The organism is Pantoea sp. SS70, assembly GCF_029866845.1.
In the GTDB taxonomy this organism is placed as follows: Bacteria; Pseudomonadota; Gammaproteobacteria; order Enterobacterales; family Enterobacteriaceae; genus Pantoea; species Pantoea leporis.
Map to the genome: position 1 here is coordinate 416,269 of NZ_CP117199.1, position 17,958 is coordinate 434,226.

The following is a 17,958-nucleotide window of genomic DNA, read 5'->3' on the forward strand; positions in this document are numbered from 1 at the left end:
CGCATTATCTGGATGGGCACGGAGCCGCCATTGATATGCGCGATGAATCGCGCCGCTACGGATGGTGCGGGTTGATGCTTTACGACGTTAACTTCGACGGCGTGACATCTGCTGGAATCGGGCAGACGTAAGGTTGCTCGCGGCGTACGCGCTGGAACTCGTCGCGGCAGCGCGCCAGCGCCGCGTCATCCTGCAGCAAGGTCAGCGCGGTGGCGGCCATCACTTTGGCGGCCAGACACATGCCTTTGTGCGCAATGGACGTGCGGCCCTGCGCCACCAGCTGCCAGGTGTGCAGCGGCGTGCCGAAGGCGAAGCAGGGCGCAAAACATTGCGCGGTGGGCGTCACCCAACTCACATCGCCGACGTCGGTTGAGCCGTAAAGGATCTCGCGCGTCACCGCATAGGGCGCCACTTCATCCATCAAAATCTTGTCGCCCAGCGCCGCTGCCCAGGCAACGCCCGCTTCACCGCCGGTGCGCGCCGCATTGAGACGCGCGTTACGCAGATCGTCTTTGCTCAGCGTGGATCGCATCTCGGCGGCAAACGCCTGTTCCGCATCACTGTAGTCAGGCAAACCAAACTGATGCAAATAGCGCTCCATCACGCTTTCCAGCGCGCGATTCGGCACGTAATTGGAGCAGGCTTTATCGAAGCGCACCGTCATCTGCGTGTCGGTCATCAGCGCCGCGCCTTTGGCGATGTTGATGACGCGCTGATAGATATCCTGCGCCTGATCGAGCTGCGGCGCGCGAATCAGGTACAGCACTTCGGCATCGGCTTGCACCACATTGGGGGAGACGCCGCCGGCATTGGTCACCGCGTAGTGCAGACGCGCTTCCTGCACGATGTGCTCGCGCAGAAAGTTGGCGCCGGTGTTCATCAGCGTCACCGCATCCAGCGCGCTGCGCCCTAAATGCGGTGAGTTGGCCGCATGCGCCGCCACGCCTTTGAAGCGGAAGGCGGCCTGAATATTGGCCAGCGTGCTGAGGTTGAACATGCCGCTGAAACCTTCGGGATGCCAGGTCACCGCCGCGTCGACATCGTCGAACAAGCCTTCGCGCACCATAAAGGTTTTGCCGGAGCCACCTTCTTCGCCGGGACAGCCGTAAAAGCGCAGCGTGCCGCGCTGGCCGTGTTGCGCCCACCAGGCTTTGATGGCGAAAGCGGCGGCCAAACCGGCGGTGCCGAGCAGATTGTGTCCGCAGCCGTGGCCGTTGCCGTTTTCTACCAGCGGCTGCGGCGTGGCGCACCCCGATTGCTGGCTCAGACCGGCCAGCGCATCGAACTCGCCGAGAATGGCGATCACCGGTTTGCCGCTGCCAATGCTGGCAATAAACGCGGTGTCGATGTTGCCGACGCCGCGCTCCACGCGAAAACCTTCCTGTTCCAGCGCATCGGCCAGCAGTGCGGAAGACGTTGTCTCTTCAAAACGGGTTTCCGGTACGTCCCAGATGGCATCGCTGAGGGCGGTAAAACGCGGCTGGTTTTGGTTGATGTAGCGATCAATAAATTCGCTGTGGCTCATCGCTGGCCTCCAAACTGTGCGTGATTGAGGGCCAGCGTCGCCAGCGTTTGCACCGCGGTCGCCATGATCGCTTCGTCAAAATCGAACTTCGCGTTGTGATGGCCCGCCGCCAGATCGCAGCCGAAAATCACGTAGGAGGATTGGCCGCCGCGCTGCTGCACGCGCTCCAGCATGTAAGTGGCATCTTCCGAGCCCGCCGCCTGCTGTTTCGTATCGACCACTGAGGTGAAAATGCCCAGCGCCTCGGCCTGCTGGTGGATGAACGCCACCCACGGCGGGCTCGGCGTGCAGCTGCGCGCGCCGCCCATCAGCTTGACCTCATATTCCACGCCGTACATTGCTGCCGCACCGCCAATCACGCGCAGCGCCTGCTGATAGATATCATCGTTAACCTGGTTGCTGACGCCGCGCGTTTCCACCTTCATCAGCGCGCAGTCGGGCACCACGTTGCGTCCGGTTCCGGCCTGCAATACGCCGACGTTGACGCGCGCCACACCGCCGCTGTGCTGCGGCAGGTTGTGCAGCGCCAGCGTTGCCTGCGCCGCCGCCAGCAGGGCGTTACGGCCCTCTTCCGGTTTGCCGCCGGCGTGCGCGCCGACGCCGGTGAAACTGACGTCGAGTTTGGTGGTGGCGAGGAAGCTGTCGCTGCCACAAACGATTTCGCCGACGGGCACGCCGGTACCAAGATGAATGGCGGTGAACAGATCGACATCATCCACCACGCCAGCGGCCACCATCGCCTTCGCACCGCGTACGCCTTCTTCCGCTGGCTGGAAAATGATTTTGATGGTGCCGCTCAGCTGCGCTTTCATCTCCATCAACACGCCCGCCAGCGCCAAACCGATGGTGGTGTGGCCGTCGTGACCGCAGGCGTGCATCATGCCGGGATTGCAGGAGGCGAAGCCTTCGCGCGTTGGCAGATGATCGGCGGAGCGACTTTCGTTCTGATCGAGCGCATCCATATCGACGCGGAAACCCATCACCGGGCCGGGACGACCGGTTTCCAGTGTAGCGACCACGCCACAAAATCCGCCGGAGAAGTGTTTAATCCACTGCGGCAGCGCGCCTTGTTCCAGCGCGCGCGCTTCCTGCTGCGCCAGCACTTCCTCAGAGGGCAATCCCATGCGCGAGTCGGCATCGATCACCTCGCGGCCCAGCTTGAGTTGATAACCAAGACGATGCAGCTCTTCAGCCACCAACGTGGCGGTGCGGAACTCCAGCCAGCCCGATTCGGCAAAGTGGTGCAGATCGCGTCGCCAGGCCTGCATCTGCGGGATGCGCGCGTTGACGAGGTCAGAAAGGGTTTTCATCGGCATTTCCTTTGTGTTGGTTTTTTATGCATTCATTCGAATCTACACATTGGTTTTGCCGCGCATAAGATGCGAATATCTTGCTACTGATAAACAACGGTTATCACCAAACTATGTCTGCGAACCTCAAACTTCATCAGTTGCGCGCTTTTGTTGCTGTGGCGCGTCAAGGCAGCATCCGCGCCGCCAGCCGCTTGTCCGGGCTTTCACAGCCTGCGCTGACCAAAGCGATTCAGGAACTGGAGCTGGCGCTGGGCGCGCGCCTGTTCGAGCGGCGACAGCAGGGCGTTACGCTGACTGATATCGGTGATAACTTTTTCAAGCATGCCAGCCTGGTGCTGGAAGAGTTGCGGATGGCGCAGGAGGATATTCAGCAGCGGCTGGGATTGGCCGGCGGGCGCGTTAATATCGGCGTGGGTGGCAGTATTGCGCGCACCGTCATGCCGCAGGTGATCAATCAGTTTCATCGCGAATATCCGCTGGTCAAGGTGCGGATTGTTGAAGGTCAGCTGGTTTCGATGGTGCATGAACTGCGTCAGGGCGAGCTGGATTTCACCATCAATACCTACGATAAAAATCATCTCGATCAGGAGTTAGTTTTTGAACGGCTGATGGAGCGCGATTATCGGGTGGTGATGCGCAAAGGGCATCCAATGGCGCATGCGCGCACGCTGGCCGAGCTGCAACACTGCGACTGGACCATGCCGACGCCGCAAGGGAGCTATTATCGGCTGCTACACGATCTGTTTGGCGAGCGCGGCATGGCGCCGAAAATCGTCGTCACCTGCGAGACCTTTATGGCCTGCACCAGCCTGGTGGCGCAGAGCGATTTCGTCAGCATTATTTCGCGCGACGTGATTGAAGATCCTACACACGGCGGCCAGCTGATTTCTCTCGTTCTCGACGAACCTTTACCGAAAGCCACTTTCTATCTTATTCAGCGCAAAGACACCGCGTTGACGCCGATGAGTGCCTACATGGCGCAGCTGTTCCGGCGCTACTGTCAGCAAAGGTAAGAGTGCGGCCCGGCTCGCAACCGATTAAATAATGCGCACTACACTTGCAGTGGACATTCCCTTTATGGAGAACAGACCATGCAAGTTACCCCGTATGTGTTTTACAGCGGTCGCTGCGAAGAGGCGATTGCCTTCTACCTCGATGCCACCGACGGCGAGCTGCTGTTCAAGATGACCTATGGCGATATGCCGGATGAAACGCCGGTGGAGGATGAAGGTTGTATCTCGGGCGTGAGCTTTTCGCCGGAGCAGATCATGCATGCCCATCTGCGTATCGGGCAGGGTGAATTGATGATGAGTGACGGCGCACCGCAGGCGGCGTATGGCGGTTTTGCCGTGAGTTTATCCACGCCGGATGAGGCGCAGGGCAAGCGTTGGTTTGATGCGTTGTCAGTGGGCGGTGAGGTGACGAAAAGCTGGGCACCGACGTTTTGGGCCAATGGCTTTGGTATGTTGACCGATAAGTTCGGCGTGCCGTGGATGGTGAATGCGTATAAGCCGCAGATTTGAGTAGAGGGTGCGCGCTGGCCCTCACCCTAACCCTCTCCCACAGGTGGGAGAGGGAACAGATCGAGCCTATTTACTCCCTCGCCCGCTTGCGGGAGAGGGCCGGGGTGAGGGAAACCAACAACTTAGAAGTTGTAACCCACCACCAAATAGTAACCCCAACCGGTTGATTTCACTTCAAATGGACCGTTACCGAAGTTCAGCTCCTGGCCGTCAGCCCACTGGCCGCCGTTGTGGAAATAACGCGCCACGGTAGAAACATGCCAGTGATCGTAGTTCAGCGACAGAATGTGGCTGGACGCAATCGAGTTGCTGGTGCGTGAACGATCGGACTTATCACGCAGATCTGAACCCCAGTCGAAGTTGGTGAAGCCGATATAGCTCAGCTTGCCGCCCCACAGATCGGTAATCGGCACAAAGTATTTCACCTTAAAGCGATAACCATCCCAGCTGTTTTCGTTCGCCGCACCGTAGTTTTCCCACTGGTATTTAGCGTAAACGTTCAGCGACAGGCCGATATCGCTGTGCGTATCGATGTCGGTGCCAAGACCCATGTACCAGGTGTTCTGACGGTTATCGCTGTTGCGACCCATGTCATAGATGTAGTTGTTAGCGAAGTACCACTCTTTAAACGGACCAAAAGAGAGATCGGTGCCGGTCAGCTTATCGATGGAGAAACGTGGCTCAATTTCCATGAACATCGGCGAACCGTGGTCGAACACGCCGTTAGCGTTGCTGTTGCCCACGCCGAAGAAGTTGGTCAGATCGAGGTAGCCATAGAAATCGAACCAATCCTTTTTGGCAAAGGCTTCATATTCCAGGTACACGTCGTTGTTGAACTGGGGTCCAAAACGGGTGTGGTAACTGCCCACCACGTTCACGCTCTGATGCCACCAGTCAGAAACGTACTGCGGATCGCTGTCTGCTGCTTGTGCCGCACCAGTCCAGCTGCTGGCCAATAAGGCCCCTGCTATCAACGCTTTATATTTCATTATTGTTAACCACATGCTTTTGATCGCCGGGCCGTCGCCGCGATCGGGTGAAATTGATCCCAGGGGATGGGCAGTGAGTTGTCGTATCCGGTCTGCATCGCCAGATTTTCAAGCTTGCGTAATGTGCCTGTAACAGAGGCATAGAAAATAGATTTTGGTCACGTTTGTCAAAAAGTGTTGCAGTTTGATTCACTGGAAATGTGATCGCTATCACATTAACCCCGTGTAGCGAACGGAACCCCGCAACCGTTTACGTGTCGCGTTCAGCAGGGAAAGTTATTGATGTAGGGAAAGGATGTAGCGGCGCGATTTATCGCGTTGTTTTGATGTCGCACCGTGCCCATAGCAACTTTGCGCAATAAATTGCGCCGCTACGGCACGGTGAAGTTTATGGCAATGTCACGCGCACCTGCAGGCCGGCAATCTGGCCCTGCGGATCGTGGCGGTTCGACAGCGCAACCTGCATCTGATGTTTCTGCGCTACGCTGCGCACAATCGATAAGCCCAGTCCGCTGCCTTGCGCCTGCACATCCGGCGAACGGGTGAAGCGGTCAAAGGCGCGCTCGATAAAGGATTCCGCCATGCCGGGACCGTTATCGACGATATCCACCACGGTGTGATTGCCGACGCGATGCAGCAGCACATCGACCAAACTGCCTTCCGGCGTATGCAGCATCGCATTGCCAATCAGGTTATCGAACAGGCTGCGCAGATCGGAGCGGCTGGCGTGCAGGCGATAGTGTGTGGTGCCGTTGAAGCCGATATCGATGCCGCGCTTATCCGCCACCACCATCAGCTGCTCAATGCTCTCTTTCAGCAGGTCGTCCAGTTCGATGCTTTCCACTGTGGCGACCACCGATTGATCTTCCTGACGCGAGATATTCAGCAGCTGCGTCACCAGATGGCGCGTGCGCGTCACGCCCGCTTCCAGCTGGTCAAACTGGCGGCTGGCTTCACCGGGTTGAATATGTTGCCGCAGATTCTCCAGCTGCAAGGTCACGGCGGTGACCGGCGTGCGCAGCTCATGCGCCGCATCTTCAAGGAACTGGCGCTGCGATGACCATGCCGCGCGCAGTCGATCCAGCAAGGCGTTGTAAGCTGCCACCAGCGGCAGCACTTCATCCGGTAAACCATCAGGTGAAACGCTATGCGGATGCAGGGTTTCCTGTGCTGCGATATGGCGCGACGCCACGCGTAAATCGCGCGTAATAGCGCGCACCACCAGCCATATCACAATCAGTGAGAGCGGCATCATCAGCACCAGCGGAATGATGGCGGAGAGCGCTCGCTTGACCATGATACTTTTCATGTAGCCGATATTGTGTAGCACCTGAATGTTGCCAATTTCACTGCCCAGCTCGCCGGGCCGCGTGTAAACACGCCATTCGCAGTCGTCGCCACAGTCTCCGACTTTCAAATCGGTCCAGCCTTTTTTCAGCTGCAATGGCGCATGCAGGCCCGGCCAGGAGCTGGCGCGCAGATGATTGCTTTCGTCCCACAGCTGAACGATATAGGTGCTTTTCAGTTTCTCTTCATGCATCACCATTGGCATTAGGGCCGGCATACGTTGGCTGCTGGCCCACGCATCGGCGATCTTGGCGAGCTGGTCGTCTTTCATGGTGCCCATCATGTCGCCGTAGCAGTGATAGAAATACCAGGTGACGCCGCCAATCATCGCCAGATGCAGAATCACCAGCGTGGCGAGCAGCTTGTTACGCAGCGAGCGCATAAAGGTGAAAGGTTTCATATTGCCGGTACCCGCCAGCCAAGTCCGCGCACGTTGCGGATCACTTCGTTATCCAGTTTGCGACGCATTCCGTGGATCAGCACATCCACCGCGTTGCTGCTGACCTCTTCGCCCCAGCCGTAAATGCGGTTTTCTAACTGTTCGCGCGAAAGAATGGCGCCCGGCCGCTCCAGCAAGGCGTAGAGCAGGGCATATTCACGTGCGGTGAGCTGTTCGCGCTGGCCTTTGTACAGCACCTCGCGCGTCATGATGTCGATTTGCACATCACCGCTGCCGAGCAGAGAATCTGCTGCACCGTGGCGACGGCGGGTAATGGCACGCATACGCGCCAGCACTTCTTGCAGATCAAAGGGTTTCAGCAAATAGTCGTCCGCGCCGCTGTCCAATCCCTGAATACGTTGCTGCACGGTATCGCGGGCGGTGAGCACCAGCACCGGCGTCATGTCACCGCGCGTGCGCGCACGACGCAGCACCTGCAGGCCATCTTCACGCGGTAAGCCCAGATCCAGTAACACGCAGGTATAGCCGCCTTCAGCCCAGGCATTGCTGGCATACACGCCGTCGCGTACCCAATCCACCGACCAACCTGCCGCTTCCAGCGCTTGCTGCAGATTCGCGCCAATCATTTCGTCATCTTCTACCAGCAGCACACGCATGATGCCCTCCAACTTAACTGAACGCAGTGTAGCGACAGATAATTAGGCCAGAATTATACCCGTTTTCCCGCTTGCTAATTCTGCGCTAATTTTCTGCTAATTAAGGGATAAATTTAACGCGCTATTGTGGCGGCACTGGACATATTGCCAACGCAGGAGAATCCCATGAATCAGCGCGAATTTATCCGTAGTTTGCTGGACTGGATAGAGAATAACTTAGGGCACGATCTGCATCTGGATGAAGTCGCACGCCGCTCGGGATACTCCCGCTGGCATCTGCAACGTCTGTTCCGTCAGCACACCGGTTTTTCGCTGGCCGAGTACATTCGCCAGCGCCGGTTAACCGAATCTGCGCTGACGCTGATTAACAGCGATGAGGCGATTTTGCAGGTGGCGATGAGTTACGGCTTCGATACGCAGCAGGCTTATACTCGCACCTTCAAAAACTACTTCATGGTGACGCCAGGCCAGCTGCGCCGCCAGCGTCGCGTTGAGCCGGATCGTTTATTGTTCCCATTGGCCGTTGCGTAGGGGCACCATTCATGGCGACCGGGCTCGGAGATTTGTTGTAAGCTGCTGTTCTCACTCTCTTAACTGCCAGAGAACATGGATAACAGCGACAATCTCTCCGCCATGATGCTGTTTGCACGCGTCGTGGAACGGCAAAGCTTTAGCGAAGCCGCACGCACCTTAGGCGTCTCCAAATCGCACGTCAGCCGTGAAGTGGCGCGGCTGGAAGTGCGCCTCGGCATCAAGCTGTTGCAGCGCACTACGCGCAAAGTGGTGCTGACGGAGCTCGGCCAGGCCTACTATCCGTTCTGCGTGCGCATGCTGGAAGAGATGCATCGCGCCGACGCCTTTGTGCAGCAGGTACATCAACTTCCCGCAGGCAACGTGCGCTTGCAGGCGCCGATCACCTACGGCTGTCAGTGCGTGGTGCCGACGCTGAATGACTTTATTCGCCGCCATATTCACATCAACGTCGATCTCGACCTCACCACCAGCGATGACCCGCAACCCAGCGCCGACGTGGCGATTGTGATCCGCGCGCGTGCGCCCGACGCGGCCAATTATCGTGAACTCGCTAGCATTGATTGGGGCTTGTACGCCACGCCAGATTATCTGGCGGCGCATGCGCCCATCGATCATCCCGACCGCCTGATGCGCCACGACTTGCTGCTGTTTCACGGCCCCGCGCACACCGCCGCGCTGCCGTTTCGCCGTGATAAACAGCGCCTGGCGCTGGATGTGCACAGCCGTTTCCGCGCCAACAACAGCATGGCGCTGCTTAATGCCGCACTGGCGGGCACCGGCATCGCTTATCTGCCCGCTTATATGACGCAAGATGCCTTAGCGCGCGGCGAAATCCAGCAGGTGCTATCAGATTGGCAAATGGATCGCCTGCACAGCTATCTGTTGCTGAAAGAGCAGCCGCAACCCTCTTCGCCGGTCACCTTACTGTGCGATGCGTTAATCAACACCCTTGGCACAGCGTAATTGTTGTTATCTGGCAACAATGCTGCGCCGCCTGGCAATTATCCGCGCTACTCTGTTTTCTGCGCAGCGTCACTGTTAGCCTGCTAAAAAAGCAAAAAACAGGGATATTACCATGCAGCAACCTCCACTCGCGTTAGCGCCCGAACAGCAACACTGGAAGCGAAATTTATGTGTCTGCGTGCTGGGTTCGTTCAGCACCATTGTGGCGATGACGCTGCTGTTGCCGTTTCTGCCGCTCTATGTGCAGCAACTTGGCGTGCAGGAACCGGCGGCGATTGCGCGCTGGTCGGGTGCGGCCTACGGCGCCACCTTCCTCAGCGCCGCCCTGACCGCGCCGTTATGGGGCAAACTGGCCGATCGCTATGGCCGCAAACTGATGCTGATCCGCGCCAGCCTCGGCATGGCGATTGCCATGTCGCTGATTGGTATGGCCACCGCGCCGTGGCAGCTGGTGGCGCTGCGTTTGCTGGCGGGTTTGCTCGGCGGCTACGCCTCGGGATCGACCATTCTGGTGGCGGCGCAAACGCCGAAAGAACAAACCGGCTGGGCGCTCGGCGTGTTGTCATCCGGCATTATGGCCGGCAACGTGGTGGGGCCGCTGCTGGGCGGCGTATTGCCGCCGCTGATTGGCATTCGTCACACCTTCTGGCTGACCGGCGCGGTGATTTTCCTCGCCTTCCTCGCAACCACCTTTTTGCTGAAAGAGGTGCCGCGATCCTCTGGCAAGAAAACCCCACAGAAGATTGCTGACGATGCGAAGTCACTCAATTTGCCCGTGGTGCGGCTAATGTTGCTGTCGGGCATGCTGCTGATTTTCGCCAATATGTCGATTGAGCCGATCATCACGCTGTATATCGGCCAGTTTGTTAACGGCGATCACGCCATCACCGTCACCGCCGGATTGGTGATGGCCGCCGCTGCGCTCGGCAGCATTATTTCCGCGCCGCGTCTGGGACGGCTGGCCGATCGCGTCGGGCATGGTCGCGTGCTGGTGTATGGGCTGATAGCCTGCGCGCTGCTGCTGATCCCGCAGGCGTTTATCCGCGAAGCGTGGCAATTGGTGGTGCTGCGTTTTCTGATGGGCATGGCGCTGGGTGGATTGATGCCGTGCGTCACCGCGCTGATTCGTCACAGCGTGCCGCAGTCGCAGGTGGGCAAGATGCTGGGTTATTCAACCTCGGCGCAGTATGTCGGCCAGGTTTCAGGTCCGCTGTTCGGCGGCTTTATTGGCGGCGCGTTTGGTATGCGTCCGGTGTTTCTGGCGACCTGCGTGATCATGGCGCTGTGCGCATTGCTGAACGCGCGAGTGCTGCGTAAAACCTAACATGTAGGGCGCCATTCATGGCAACCGTTACATATAAAAAAAGCGGGCCTAAGCCCGCTTTGTTATCTCAACGCGAAAACTTACTTCGCATCAGGCAGTGCATAAGCAATCACATAATCGCCCAGCTTGGTGCCAAACGAACCGTGACCACCGGCAGCGATAACAACGTACTGCTTGCCATCCACTTCATAGGTCATCGGCGTTGCCTGGCCGCCTGCTGGCAGACGTGCCTGCCACAGCATTTCACCGGTATTGGTGTCGAACGCACGCAGGTAGTTATCTGCGGTGGCACCAATGAAGAACACGTTACCGGCGGTGGTGATTGGGCCGCCCAGCATTGGCATACCCATTTTGAACGGCAGTGGCACTGGCGCGCTATCGCGAACCGTACCAATGCGTTTTTTCCACACGGTTTCGTTGGTCTTCAGATCAACTGCGGAGACATAGCCCCACGCCGGTTGTTTACATGGCAGACCAAACGGTGACAGGAACGGATTCAGCTCCACGCCGTACGGTACGCCGTACTGTGGCTGGATACCGGTTTCGGTGCCTGAACCGCCTTTGTCGTCAGCCGGTGGCTCGATCGGGTTGCCCGGACCGCGCGGAACCAGCTTCGACACAAACGGCAGCGCCATTGGGTTAGCAATCGCAATCTGACGATGTGGGTCAACTGCGATACCGCCCCATTCGAACATGCCAAGGTTGCCTGGGAACACCAGCGTACCTTGCTCAGACGGCGGGGTGAACGGACCTTCATAGCGCAGACGCTTGAAGATCACGCGGCACACCAGCTGGTCGTACATCGTCGCGCCCCACATGTCCTTGTCCGTCAGATTCTGTTTCGGACGGAAGGTCAGTTCGGAGTACGGCTGAGTAGGCGCAACGTGGTCACCTTTAGCGGCACCCTGTGGAACCGGAGTTTCCGGCGCAGGGACAACCGGCTCACCGGTACGACGATCCAGGACAAAGATGTTACCGGTTTTCGCCGGTGCATAAATCACCGGTACGGTTTTGCCATCTTTAGTCGTGATATCGGCCAGCGTCGGCTGCGACGGCAGGTCCATATCCCACAGGTCGTGATGCACGGTCTGATACGACCACACCAGTTTACCGGTGGTGGCGTTCAGCGCCAGTACGCTGCTTGCATAACGTTCCTGCTCTGGTGTGCGGTTGCCGCCCCAGATATCTGGCGTTGACACACCCATCGGCAGGTAAACGATATCCAGTTTCGGATCGTACACCGCCGGTGCCCATGAGTTCGGTGAATTCATGGTGAAGCTGTGTTCATCCGCTGGAATCGCGTTTGGATCTTTGGCACCCGGATCGAACACCCACAGCAGTTTACCGGTGTTAACGTCGAAGCCACGGATGGCGCCTGACGGCTCACGGGTAGAGTAGTTATCGGTGACCGCACCCGCGACCACGATGGTGGTGTCGGTGATGACCGGCGGCGACGTCGGCTCATACTGGCCTGGCGTCAATACCGGCTGCTTGTGCTGCAGATCCAGTTCACCGTTGTTGCCAAAGGCAGCACAACGTTCACCGGTTTCCGCATCCAGCGCGAACATGCGGCCATCATTCACCGGCAGGTAAATGCGGCGTGAGCACAGCGCAGGTTGGGTATTGGCCGCATCGGCCGCAGCAGGCACTTCGTGGTAAGAAACGCCACGGCAGGTCACGTGCTGGAAGGTTGGATTCGGCTTCAGGCCCGGATCAAATTTCCACTTCTGCTTACCGGTTTTGGCATCCAGCGCAAACAGAATCTGGTGCGGTGAGCAGAGATACAGGGTGTCACGGATTTTGATTGGCGTGACTTCATCGGTGATTTCGCCCGGATCGTTTGGCGTCTTCAAATCGCCGGTCTGGAACTGCCAGGCAACCTGCAGCTCTTTAACGTTACCGGTGTTGATCTGCTTCAGCGGGGAGAAGCGGGTGCCTTGCTGGTCACGCGCATACGCCGGCCAGTCAGCATCAGCGATGTTGCTCAGCGGCTGTGCCTGCGGAGCATTGGCTGCTGTCGCTGGAATTTCACCGTTCAGCTCTTGCGGATCGTGGAATACCGCCCACGCCAGCACCAGTACGCTGGCAAGCAGCGCCACTGACAGCAGCGCCAGAGCGCCTTTGCCGGCATTATTCAGACCGCGATACACAAACGGCAGAATCAGCCAGATGCCGAAGATCACCAGCACATCGGTACGCGGTGCCAGCGCCCAGAAGTCGAAACCGACTTCCCACACGCCCCACACCAGCGTTGCCAACAGCAGCAATGCGTACAGCAGTAATGCTGAGCCGCTACGGCGCCACAGCAGAATAGCGGTGATCAACATGACCACACCGCCAATAACGTAGTACCAGGAACCACCAATGGCGGCTAACCAAACGCCACCAACCAGCATAAACGCGCCCGTCAGCAGTGCAAAAAGCACTGTGAGAAAACGGATTACGCCAAAAGATGAGGAAGCTTTCCCCATAATATTGACCTCTTTCTTTGCCATTAAAAACTAAAAAGGAAACAACGCGTTGGGTTGCTTCCCGACATAGAGTACGAAATAACGAAACGGTTCGAGCGACGCTTTCCGTGCGGCGAGATGTTCCCTTTGCGTTAAATTTTATCTTAAAAACGTTAAAGGGTTTGATATTTTTAGTGCTTTGCACTCGTTGAAGGGAAGTACTGCGACATTTTATGAGGGAATAAAGGTGTTATGTCCGGTTAGATCGGGCCACAACACCTAAGAGCAACACATTGTGTAAACGTTTACCCTTCAAACAGCGTGCTGCTGGTGCGTTGTTCCTGCCAGCCGCTCAAATTAAGTTGCGCATAGTGCTCAGCGGGCAACGTTAACTGTGGCGTGCGTAATATTACTTCCACTTCTCTTTCACGACAGGATTCCAGCAGAAAAGGAAAGCTGAACTTGAGATAATTATCGTGAAAAAACTCGTCGGTCAGCGCAATACCGCAAAATGGAAACGCAGCGATATTCTTCCAGCAGGTGCCGGGCGGTGCCAAATCATAGAGCCAAAATGAGAAACGCTCTGCGGCCCTACGTAAAGCACTATCTTGCTGAACTAAATCGGCATAATTGATTGCCAGCTGTACATTCTCATCCTGCAGGCTGGAATAAATTTCCGGATCCTGTAAAAAACGCACAAGGTTATTTCCCGTTAACGGGATGATTATTAATTCGGGTGTATCCGGCAACTGATTATGCAGCGAAATTATGTTGCGTCCATTAAGTATTGCTGTGTTTTCCTGTTCGCAATGCATAAAGGGGGCTGAATAACACACGCCAGCTAGCGCCCCGTCGAAGCGATGGATGCGCTCAGTAACATAAGGATTATAAGAACTGTTTTCCATTTATCTCTGTGAATAAATTAATTAACTGGAGCGTCTTAATTATTATAAGGACGGCGGGATAATGAAATCTAAACACAGTCAATATAGATCGTTTTGTTTATCAAGATCACCTTTTTTTAACTGTCACTGATAGAGAGATATTAGGCGCCACGCAGGATGAATTAATCGACTATTGCCATATTGGGAAACTTTTGGATATTTTCATCTCATAACCATCAGCCTGCTAATATTAAGAGCTCCATGCTTAGCTAATTTTTGGATAAGCTTCTGTTTTTAAACAGCACGGCTCGCCATTGCCTGACTCAGTAAGATGCCGCACTCTGTGGCCTGAAAAAATAAAGCGGAAGCCGCAACGTGGCTTTTCACCAGGTTGGTGCAACGACGCTAACCGATGTAATTGTTTAGGATGGGATAAAACTATGGGTTCTCCAGCATCCGCAGCAGAGGATTCATTGCTGCGGCACAGGTCGTTTGTCGCCTTTTGGCTGGCGCGCACCTGTTCATCGTTTGGTTTTCAAATGTTTTCGGTCGCGGTCAGCTGGCAAATCTACGCGTTGACTCACAGCGCGATGGCGCTCGGCATGATCGGTCTGATGCAGTTTCTGCCTTCTGTACTGCTGGCGCTGCCCGCCGGGCATCTGGCCGATCAGCTTGACCGTCGTCGTATCGTATTGCTCGGACAATTTATTGAGTGGCTGGCGCTGCTGGGGCTGGTTGCGCTCACGCTGATGAACTGGGCGGGCAAGATCGAGATTTGGGGATTGGTGTTTCTGATCTCCGTCGCCAAGGCGCTTGAGTGGCCAGCGATTACCTCGATGCTGCCGGCGCTGGTGCCGCCACCGATTCTGGCGCGCGCCATGGCCGCCAGTTCGGTGGGCGGACAGGCGGCGGTGATTATCGGCCCAACGCTCGGTGGCTTCCTTTATGTCGCCGGTCCGGAAGTGGTGTATGGCGTCTCGGCGCTGTTCTATCTGTTCTCCATCGTGCTGGTGAGCCGACTGCGCTATGAGCGGCCGCCGCAGGCGCGCTTGCCGATGAATCTGCCGAACCTGTTTGCCGGCGTGCGCTTTATCCGCGATCGCAAAGATGTGCTCGGCGTGATTTCACTCGATCTGTTTGCCGTGCTGCTGGGCGGGGCCACCGCGCTGCTGCCGATCTTCGCGCAAGATATCCTGCATACCGGGCCGTGGGGCTTGGGCATCCTGCGCGGCGCGCCGTCGGTCGGTGCGCTGCTGGTTGGCGTGTGGCTGAGTCGTCACAAGCTGGAAAAGAACGTCGGCATGATCATGTTCGGCTCGGTGGCCGGTTTTGGCGTGGCGACGCTGGTGTTCGCGCTCTCCACGCAGCTGTGGCTGTCGGTGATCGCGCTGGCGGCGTTGGGCGGCTTCGATATGGTCAGCATGGTGATTCGCGGCGCGCTGGTGCAACTCGATACGCCGGATGACATGCGTGGCCGCGTGAATGCGGTCAACGCCATCTTCATTAATACCTCGAATCAGCTCGGCGAGTTTGAGTCAGGTTTACTGGCGGCATGGATGGGCGCAGTGCCCGCGGCGGCGATTGGCGGCATCGGCACGCTGATCGTGGTGGGCGTGTGGATGGCGATTTTCCCGCATCTGCGTAAGCGGCAGAAGCTGGAAAACGAAACCGTTACCTAACTTCAACATCGCGCGATGAATCGCGCCGCTACGGATTGTAGCGGCGCAATTTATTGCGCGTGTCTTACGCGGTTGCTGCTTTCCCCAGGTTGGCGTCAAATTTTTTCCAACTCTCCGTCATATCCACCACGGTTTTCGATTTTCGCGCTTCATCGATTTTGATCGCAGTGAGGCCCGCTTCCAGTGCGTCCACCACTGAAACCTTCAGCGGCGTTCCCTGTGTAATGTGTTTCACAATCTCTTCAGCCATCAGCGCATCTGCGCCGTAATGGCCGTCATAGGCGTTGCCGTCATACTCAGTATCCGCTTCGCGCGCACCGGTGCGCGCGTTGTGCACGCGGAAGTAGTTACGCACGAAGTCACCTTCGGCCATGCCATCGGTGCCCATCACGCAGAAGCGGCGGAACTCATCCGGTACGTTAAGGTTGGCATGGAAGGCGAGGGTCGCGCCACCGGCATACTCAATCAGCGCGGTTTGGTAATCGACGATGTCGGCATCGCCGTCAAACACCGCATCGGTACTCGACCAGCCGCTCGGTTTAACGTGATACACCTCTGACTGCGCTGTTACCGCACCTTTAGGCGCGTGCTGCGGGGTGAAGTTTTTGCGTCCGCCAAAGCTGGCAACACGAACCGGACGCTCGCCGACCAGACCCTGATAAAGATCGATATCGTGGCAGCATTTTTCCAGAATATACGGGCCGGCGTACTTCTCCAGACGGCGCCAGTCGCGCTGGAAGAACGCACCGTGATACGGCTTGATGTGTTCAGTGGCTTCAATTGAGGTGATTTCGCCGAGGCGATTTTCATCACGCGCGGTGAGCAGGTCGCGATAGAGCGGCGAGTAACGCAATACCAAGCCGACCAGAATGCGCTCGTGACCATATTGCTGCACCAGCTGCGCCATCGCCATGGTTTGCTCTTCGTTGATCACCACCGGCTTCTCGGTGAACACCGTGTAGCCCGCCGCTAAGCCCTGACGAATGTGTTCAAGGTGCATAAAGTTCGGCGAACCCACCAGCAGCAGATCAAAGCCGCCGTGTTGCAGCAGCGCATCCACGCTAGCAAACGCGGTGCCCGCGTCGATGCCAAAGCTGTGCAGATTCGGTAATCCCGCCGGAGCCGGATCGACATAACCCACCACGGAAAACGCTGTGTCGGCTTTGTTGAACTCTTTCACCACATGGGAAAGCCGAAAGCCCAGACCAATAATGCCCACTTTCATGTTGTACCCCTGAAGCCCGTTGCCTTTGAGCCGCCCGACCTGTCAGGCTGCTGATAATCTGACCGTTAACTTATTACGACAGAAAAACTAATGTCAATCCGTGTGGCGGATCTCAATTGGTGAAAAATTGTTATTTATATGATTTATATCTATTTTAATTAACTATACGGATTGCCTATTTATTTATTATTGCGATTTAAGTTTTTTTCCCCTATCTTTCGCACATCTATAAGCGTCATACCGTTTCGGGCTGGCAGGAGGAAGCGCGTGCAATCACTAATGCTGGGTATTGATGGCGGTGGTACGCACTGTCGTGGACGCCTGACCGACAGCGCCGGACGCCTGCTGGCGGAAGCCAAAGGCGGTCCCGCTAACGTCTGGTCGCAGTTTGATGCCGCCATCGTGGCCATTGATCAGGTCATTGACGATCTGTTTACGCAGGCGAATTTACCTGTTGAAGCGCGCGACCGCACGGTGATCGTCGCCGGTTTGGCGGGTGCGAACGTCGCCTCGGTGCAAAGCCGTCTCGCCAGCTGGCAGCCACGCTGTCAGGCGCGCTATCTGTTTACCGATGTCGAAATCGCCTGTGCCGGTGCGCACGCCGGTGCGCCAGGCGCGGTGTTTATTATTGGCACCGGCAGCCAGGGCGCGGCCTGGGATGGCACGCACTTCACGCTGCTCGGCGGCTGGGGTTTTGCCCTGTCAGATGCCGGTTCGGGTGCGATTCTCGGCCAACGCGCGCTACGGCTGGCGCTGCTGGCGCACGAAGAGATTGTGCCCGCCTCGGCGTTAACGCAGCGCATCATGGCAAGCTATCAAAACAGCCCGGAACAGCTGCTGATGTGGTCGAAACAGGCGACACCCGCTGATTGGGGCCGCGTGGTGCCTGAGGTGTTCGCTGCCGCGCAGCAGGGCGATGTGCACGGCACAGCGCTGGTGCAGCAATCCGCCGCGGATATCGTGCAGATGGTGCAGCCGCTGCTGGCGCGCAGCCACGGCAAGCTGGCCTTGATGGGCGGACTAGCCGCGCCCATTCAGGCGTGGCTACCGGCGGATATCGCCGCGCTGCTGGTGCCGCCGCAGGGCGATGCCCTAAGCGGTGCGCTTCGCCTGGCCATGCAGTTCAGCCTGAAACTTCCCGCTTAA

At 57.3% G+C, this 17,958-nt stretch carries 15 protein-coding genes; 7 read left to right on the forward strand and 8 right to left on the reverse strand.

Annotated features, from left to right (window positions below; all coding sequences use genetic code 11):
• Positions 1–79: 79 nt before the first annotated feature.
• Positions 80–1,525, reverse strand: coding sequence for a M20 family metallopeptidase (locus tag PO881_RS01830; protein ID WP_280172357.1), 1,446 nt, complete (start codon positions 1,523–1,525; stop codon positions 80–82).
• Complete coding sequence (locus PO881_RS01835) at positions 1,522–2,835, reverse strand: amidohydrolase (RefSeq protein ID WP_280172358.1); 1,314 nt, start codon at positions 2,833–2,835, stop codon at positions 1,522–1,524. The genes PO881_RS01830 and PO881_RS01835 overlap by 4 nt, the downstream gene beginning before the upstream one ends.
• A gap of 113 nt (positions 2,836–2,948) precedes the next feature.
• Here PO881_RS01835 and PO881_RS01840 point away from each other — a divergent pair, with 113 nt between their 5' ends.
• Complete coding sequence (locus PO881_RS01840; RefSeq protein WP_280172359.1) at positions 2,949–3,851, forward strand: LysR family transcriptional regulator; 903 nt, start codon at positions 2,949–2,951, stop codon at positions 3,849–3,851.
• A 78-nt stretch (positions 3,852–3,929) separates the two neighbouring features.
• Positions 3,930–4,361 (forward strand): VOC family metalloprotein YjdN, encoded by a 432-nt coding sequence (yjdN, locus tag PO881_RS01845; protein ID WP_280172360.1) that lies wholly within the window; start codon positions 3,930–3,932, stop codon positions 4,359–4,361.
• Positions 4,362–4,483: 122 nt separating this feature from the next.
• Here yjdN and PO881_RS01850 read toward each other — a convergent pair whose 3' ends face one another.
• The 3 genes from PO881_RS01850 to PO881_RS01860 all read right to left on the reverse strand — a co-directional run bounded on the left by PO881_RS01850 (position 4,484) and on the right by PO881_RS01860 (position 7,753).
• The gene (locus PO881_RS01850; RefSeq protein ID WP_101762354.1) at positions 4,484–5,350 is read right to left on the reverse strand and encodes a nucleoside-specific channel-forming protein Tsx; all 867 of its coding nucleotides are present in this window, start codon (positions 5,348–5,350) and stop codon (positions 4,484–4,486) included.
• 388 nt (positions 5,351–5,738) lie between these two features.
• On the reverse strand, positions 5,739–7,097 hold the full coding sequence (locus tag PO881_RS01855; protein WP_137384992.1) for an ATP-binding protein: 1,359 nt from the start codon (positions 7,095–7,097) through the stop codon (positions 5,739–5,741).
• The gene (locus PO881_RS01860; RefSeq protein ID WP_008105599.1) at positions 7,094–7,753 is read right to left on the reverse strand and encodes a response regulator transcription factor; all 660 of its coding nucleotides are present in this window, start codon (positions 7,751–7,753) and stop codon (positions 7,094–7,096) included. The genes PO881_RS01855 and PO881_RS01860 overlap by 4 nt, the downstream gene beginning before the upstream one ends.
• 165 nt (positions 7,754–7,918) lie before the next feature.
• On the opposite strand from PO881_RS01860, the gene PO881_RS01865 reads away from it, so the two are divergent.
• The 3 genes from PO881_RS01865 (at position 7,919) to PO881_RS01875 (ending at position 10,574) form a co-directional block, all read left to right on the forward strand.
• Entirely contained in the window at positions 7,919–8,284 is a 366-nt protein-coding gene (locus tag PO881_RS01865; protein ID WP_008105596.1) for a helix-turn-helix domain-containing protein, read from the forward strand.
• 75 nt (positions 8,285–8,359) lie between these two features.
• Positions 8,360–9,250: a LysR family transcriptional regulator gene (locus PO881_RS01870; protein WP_137384993.1), complete on the forward strand. Its 891-nt coding sequence runs from the start codon at positions 8,360–8,362 to the stop codon at positions 9,248–9,250.
• A gap of 112 nt (positions 9,251–9,362) precedes the next feature.
• Positions 9,363–10,574 (forward strand): MFS transporter, encoded by a 1,212-nt coding sequence (locus PO881_RS01875; protein WP_277974416.1) that lies wholly within the window; start codon positions 9,363–9,365, stop codon positions 10,572–10,574.
• Between the two features lie 80 nt (positions 10,575–10,654).
• Here PO881_RS01875 and PO881_RS01880 read toward each other — a convergent pair whose 3' ends face one another.
• Positions 10,655–13,045: a glucose/quinate/shikimate family membrane-bound PQQ-dependent dehydrogenase gene (locus tag PO881_RS01880; protein WP_217550018.1), complete on the reverse strand. Its 2,391-nt coding sequence runs from the start codon at positions 13,043–13,045 to the stop codon at positions 10,655–10,657.
• 284 nt (positions 13,046–13,329) lie between these two features.
• On the reverse strand, positions 13,330–13,929 hold the full coding sequence (locus PO881_RS01885) for a hypothetical protein (protein WP_192235952.1): 600 nt from the start codon (positions 13,927–13,929) through the stop codon (positions 13,330–13,332).
• A 419-nt stretch (positions 13,930–14,348) separates the two neighbouring features.
• On the opposite strand from PO881_RS01885, the gene PO881_RS01890 reads away from it, so the two are divergent.
• Positions 14,349–15,587: an MFS transporter gene (locus tag PO881_RS01890; RefSeq protein ID WP_280172361.1), complete on the forward strand. Its 1,239-nt coding sequence runs from the start codon at positions 14,349–14,351 to the stop codon at positions 15,585–15,587.
• Between the two features lie 64 nt (positions 15,588–15,651).
• Here the strand turns inward: PO881_RS01890 and PO881_RS01895 are convergent, their stop codons facing one another.
• Positions 15,652–16,812, reverse strand: coding sequence for a Gfo/Idh/MocA family oxidoreductase (locus PO881_RS01895; protein WP_280172362.1), 1,161 nt, complete (start codon positions 16,810–16,812; stop codon positions 15,652–15,654).
• Between the two features lie 267 nt (positions 16,813–17,079).
• On the opposite strand from PO881_RS01895, the gene PO881_RS01900 reads away from it, so the two are divergent.
• Positions 17,080–17,958, forward strand: a complete 879-nt coding sequence (locus tag PO881_RS01900; protein WP_280172363.1) for a BadF/BadG/BcrA/BcrD ATPase family protein — start codon at positions 17,080–17,082, stop codon at positions 17,956–17,958.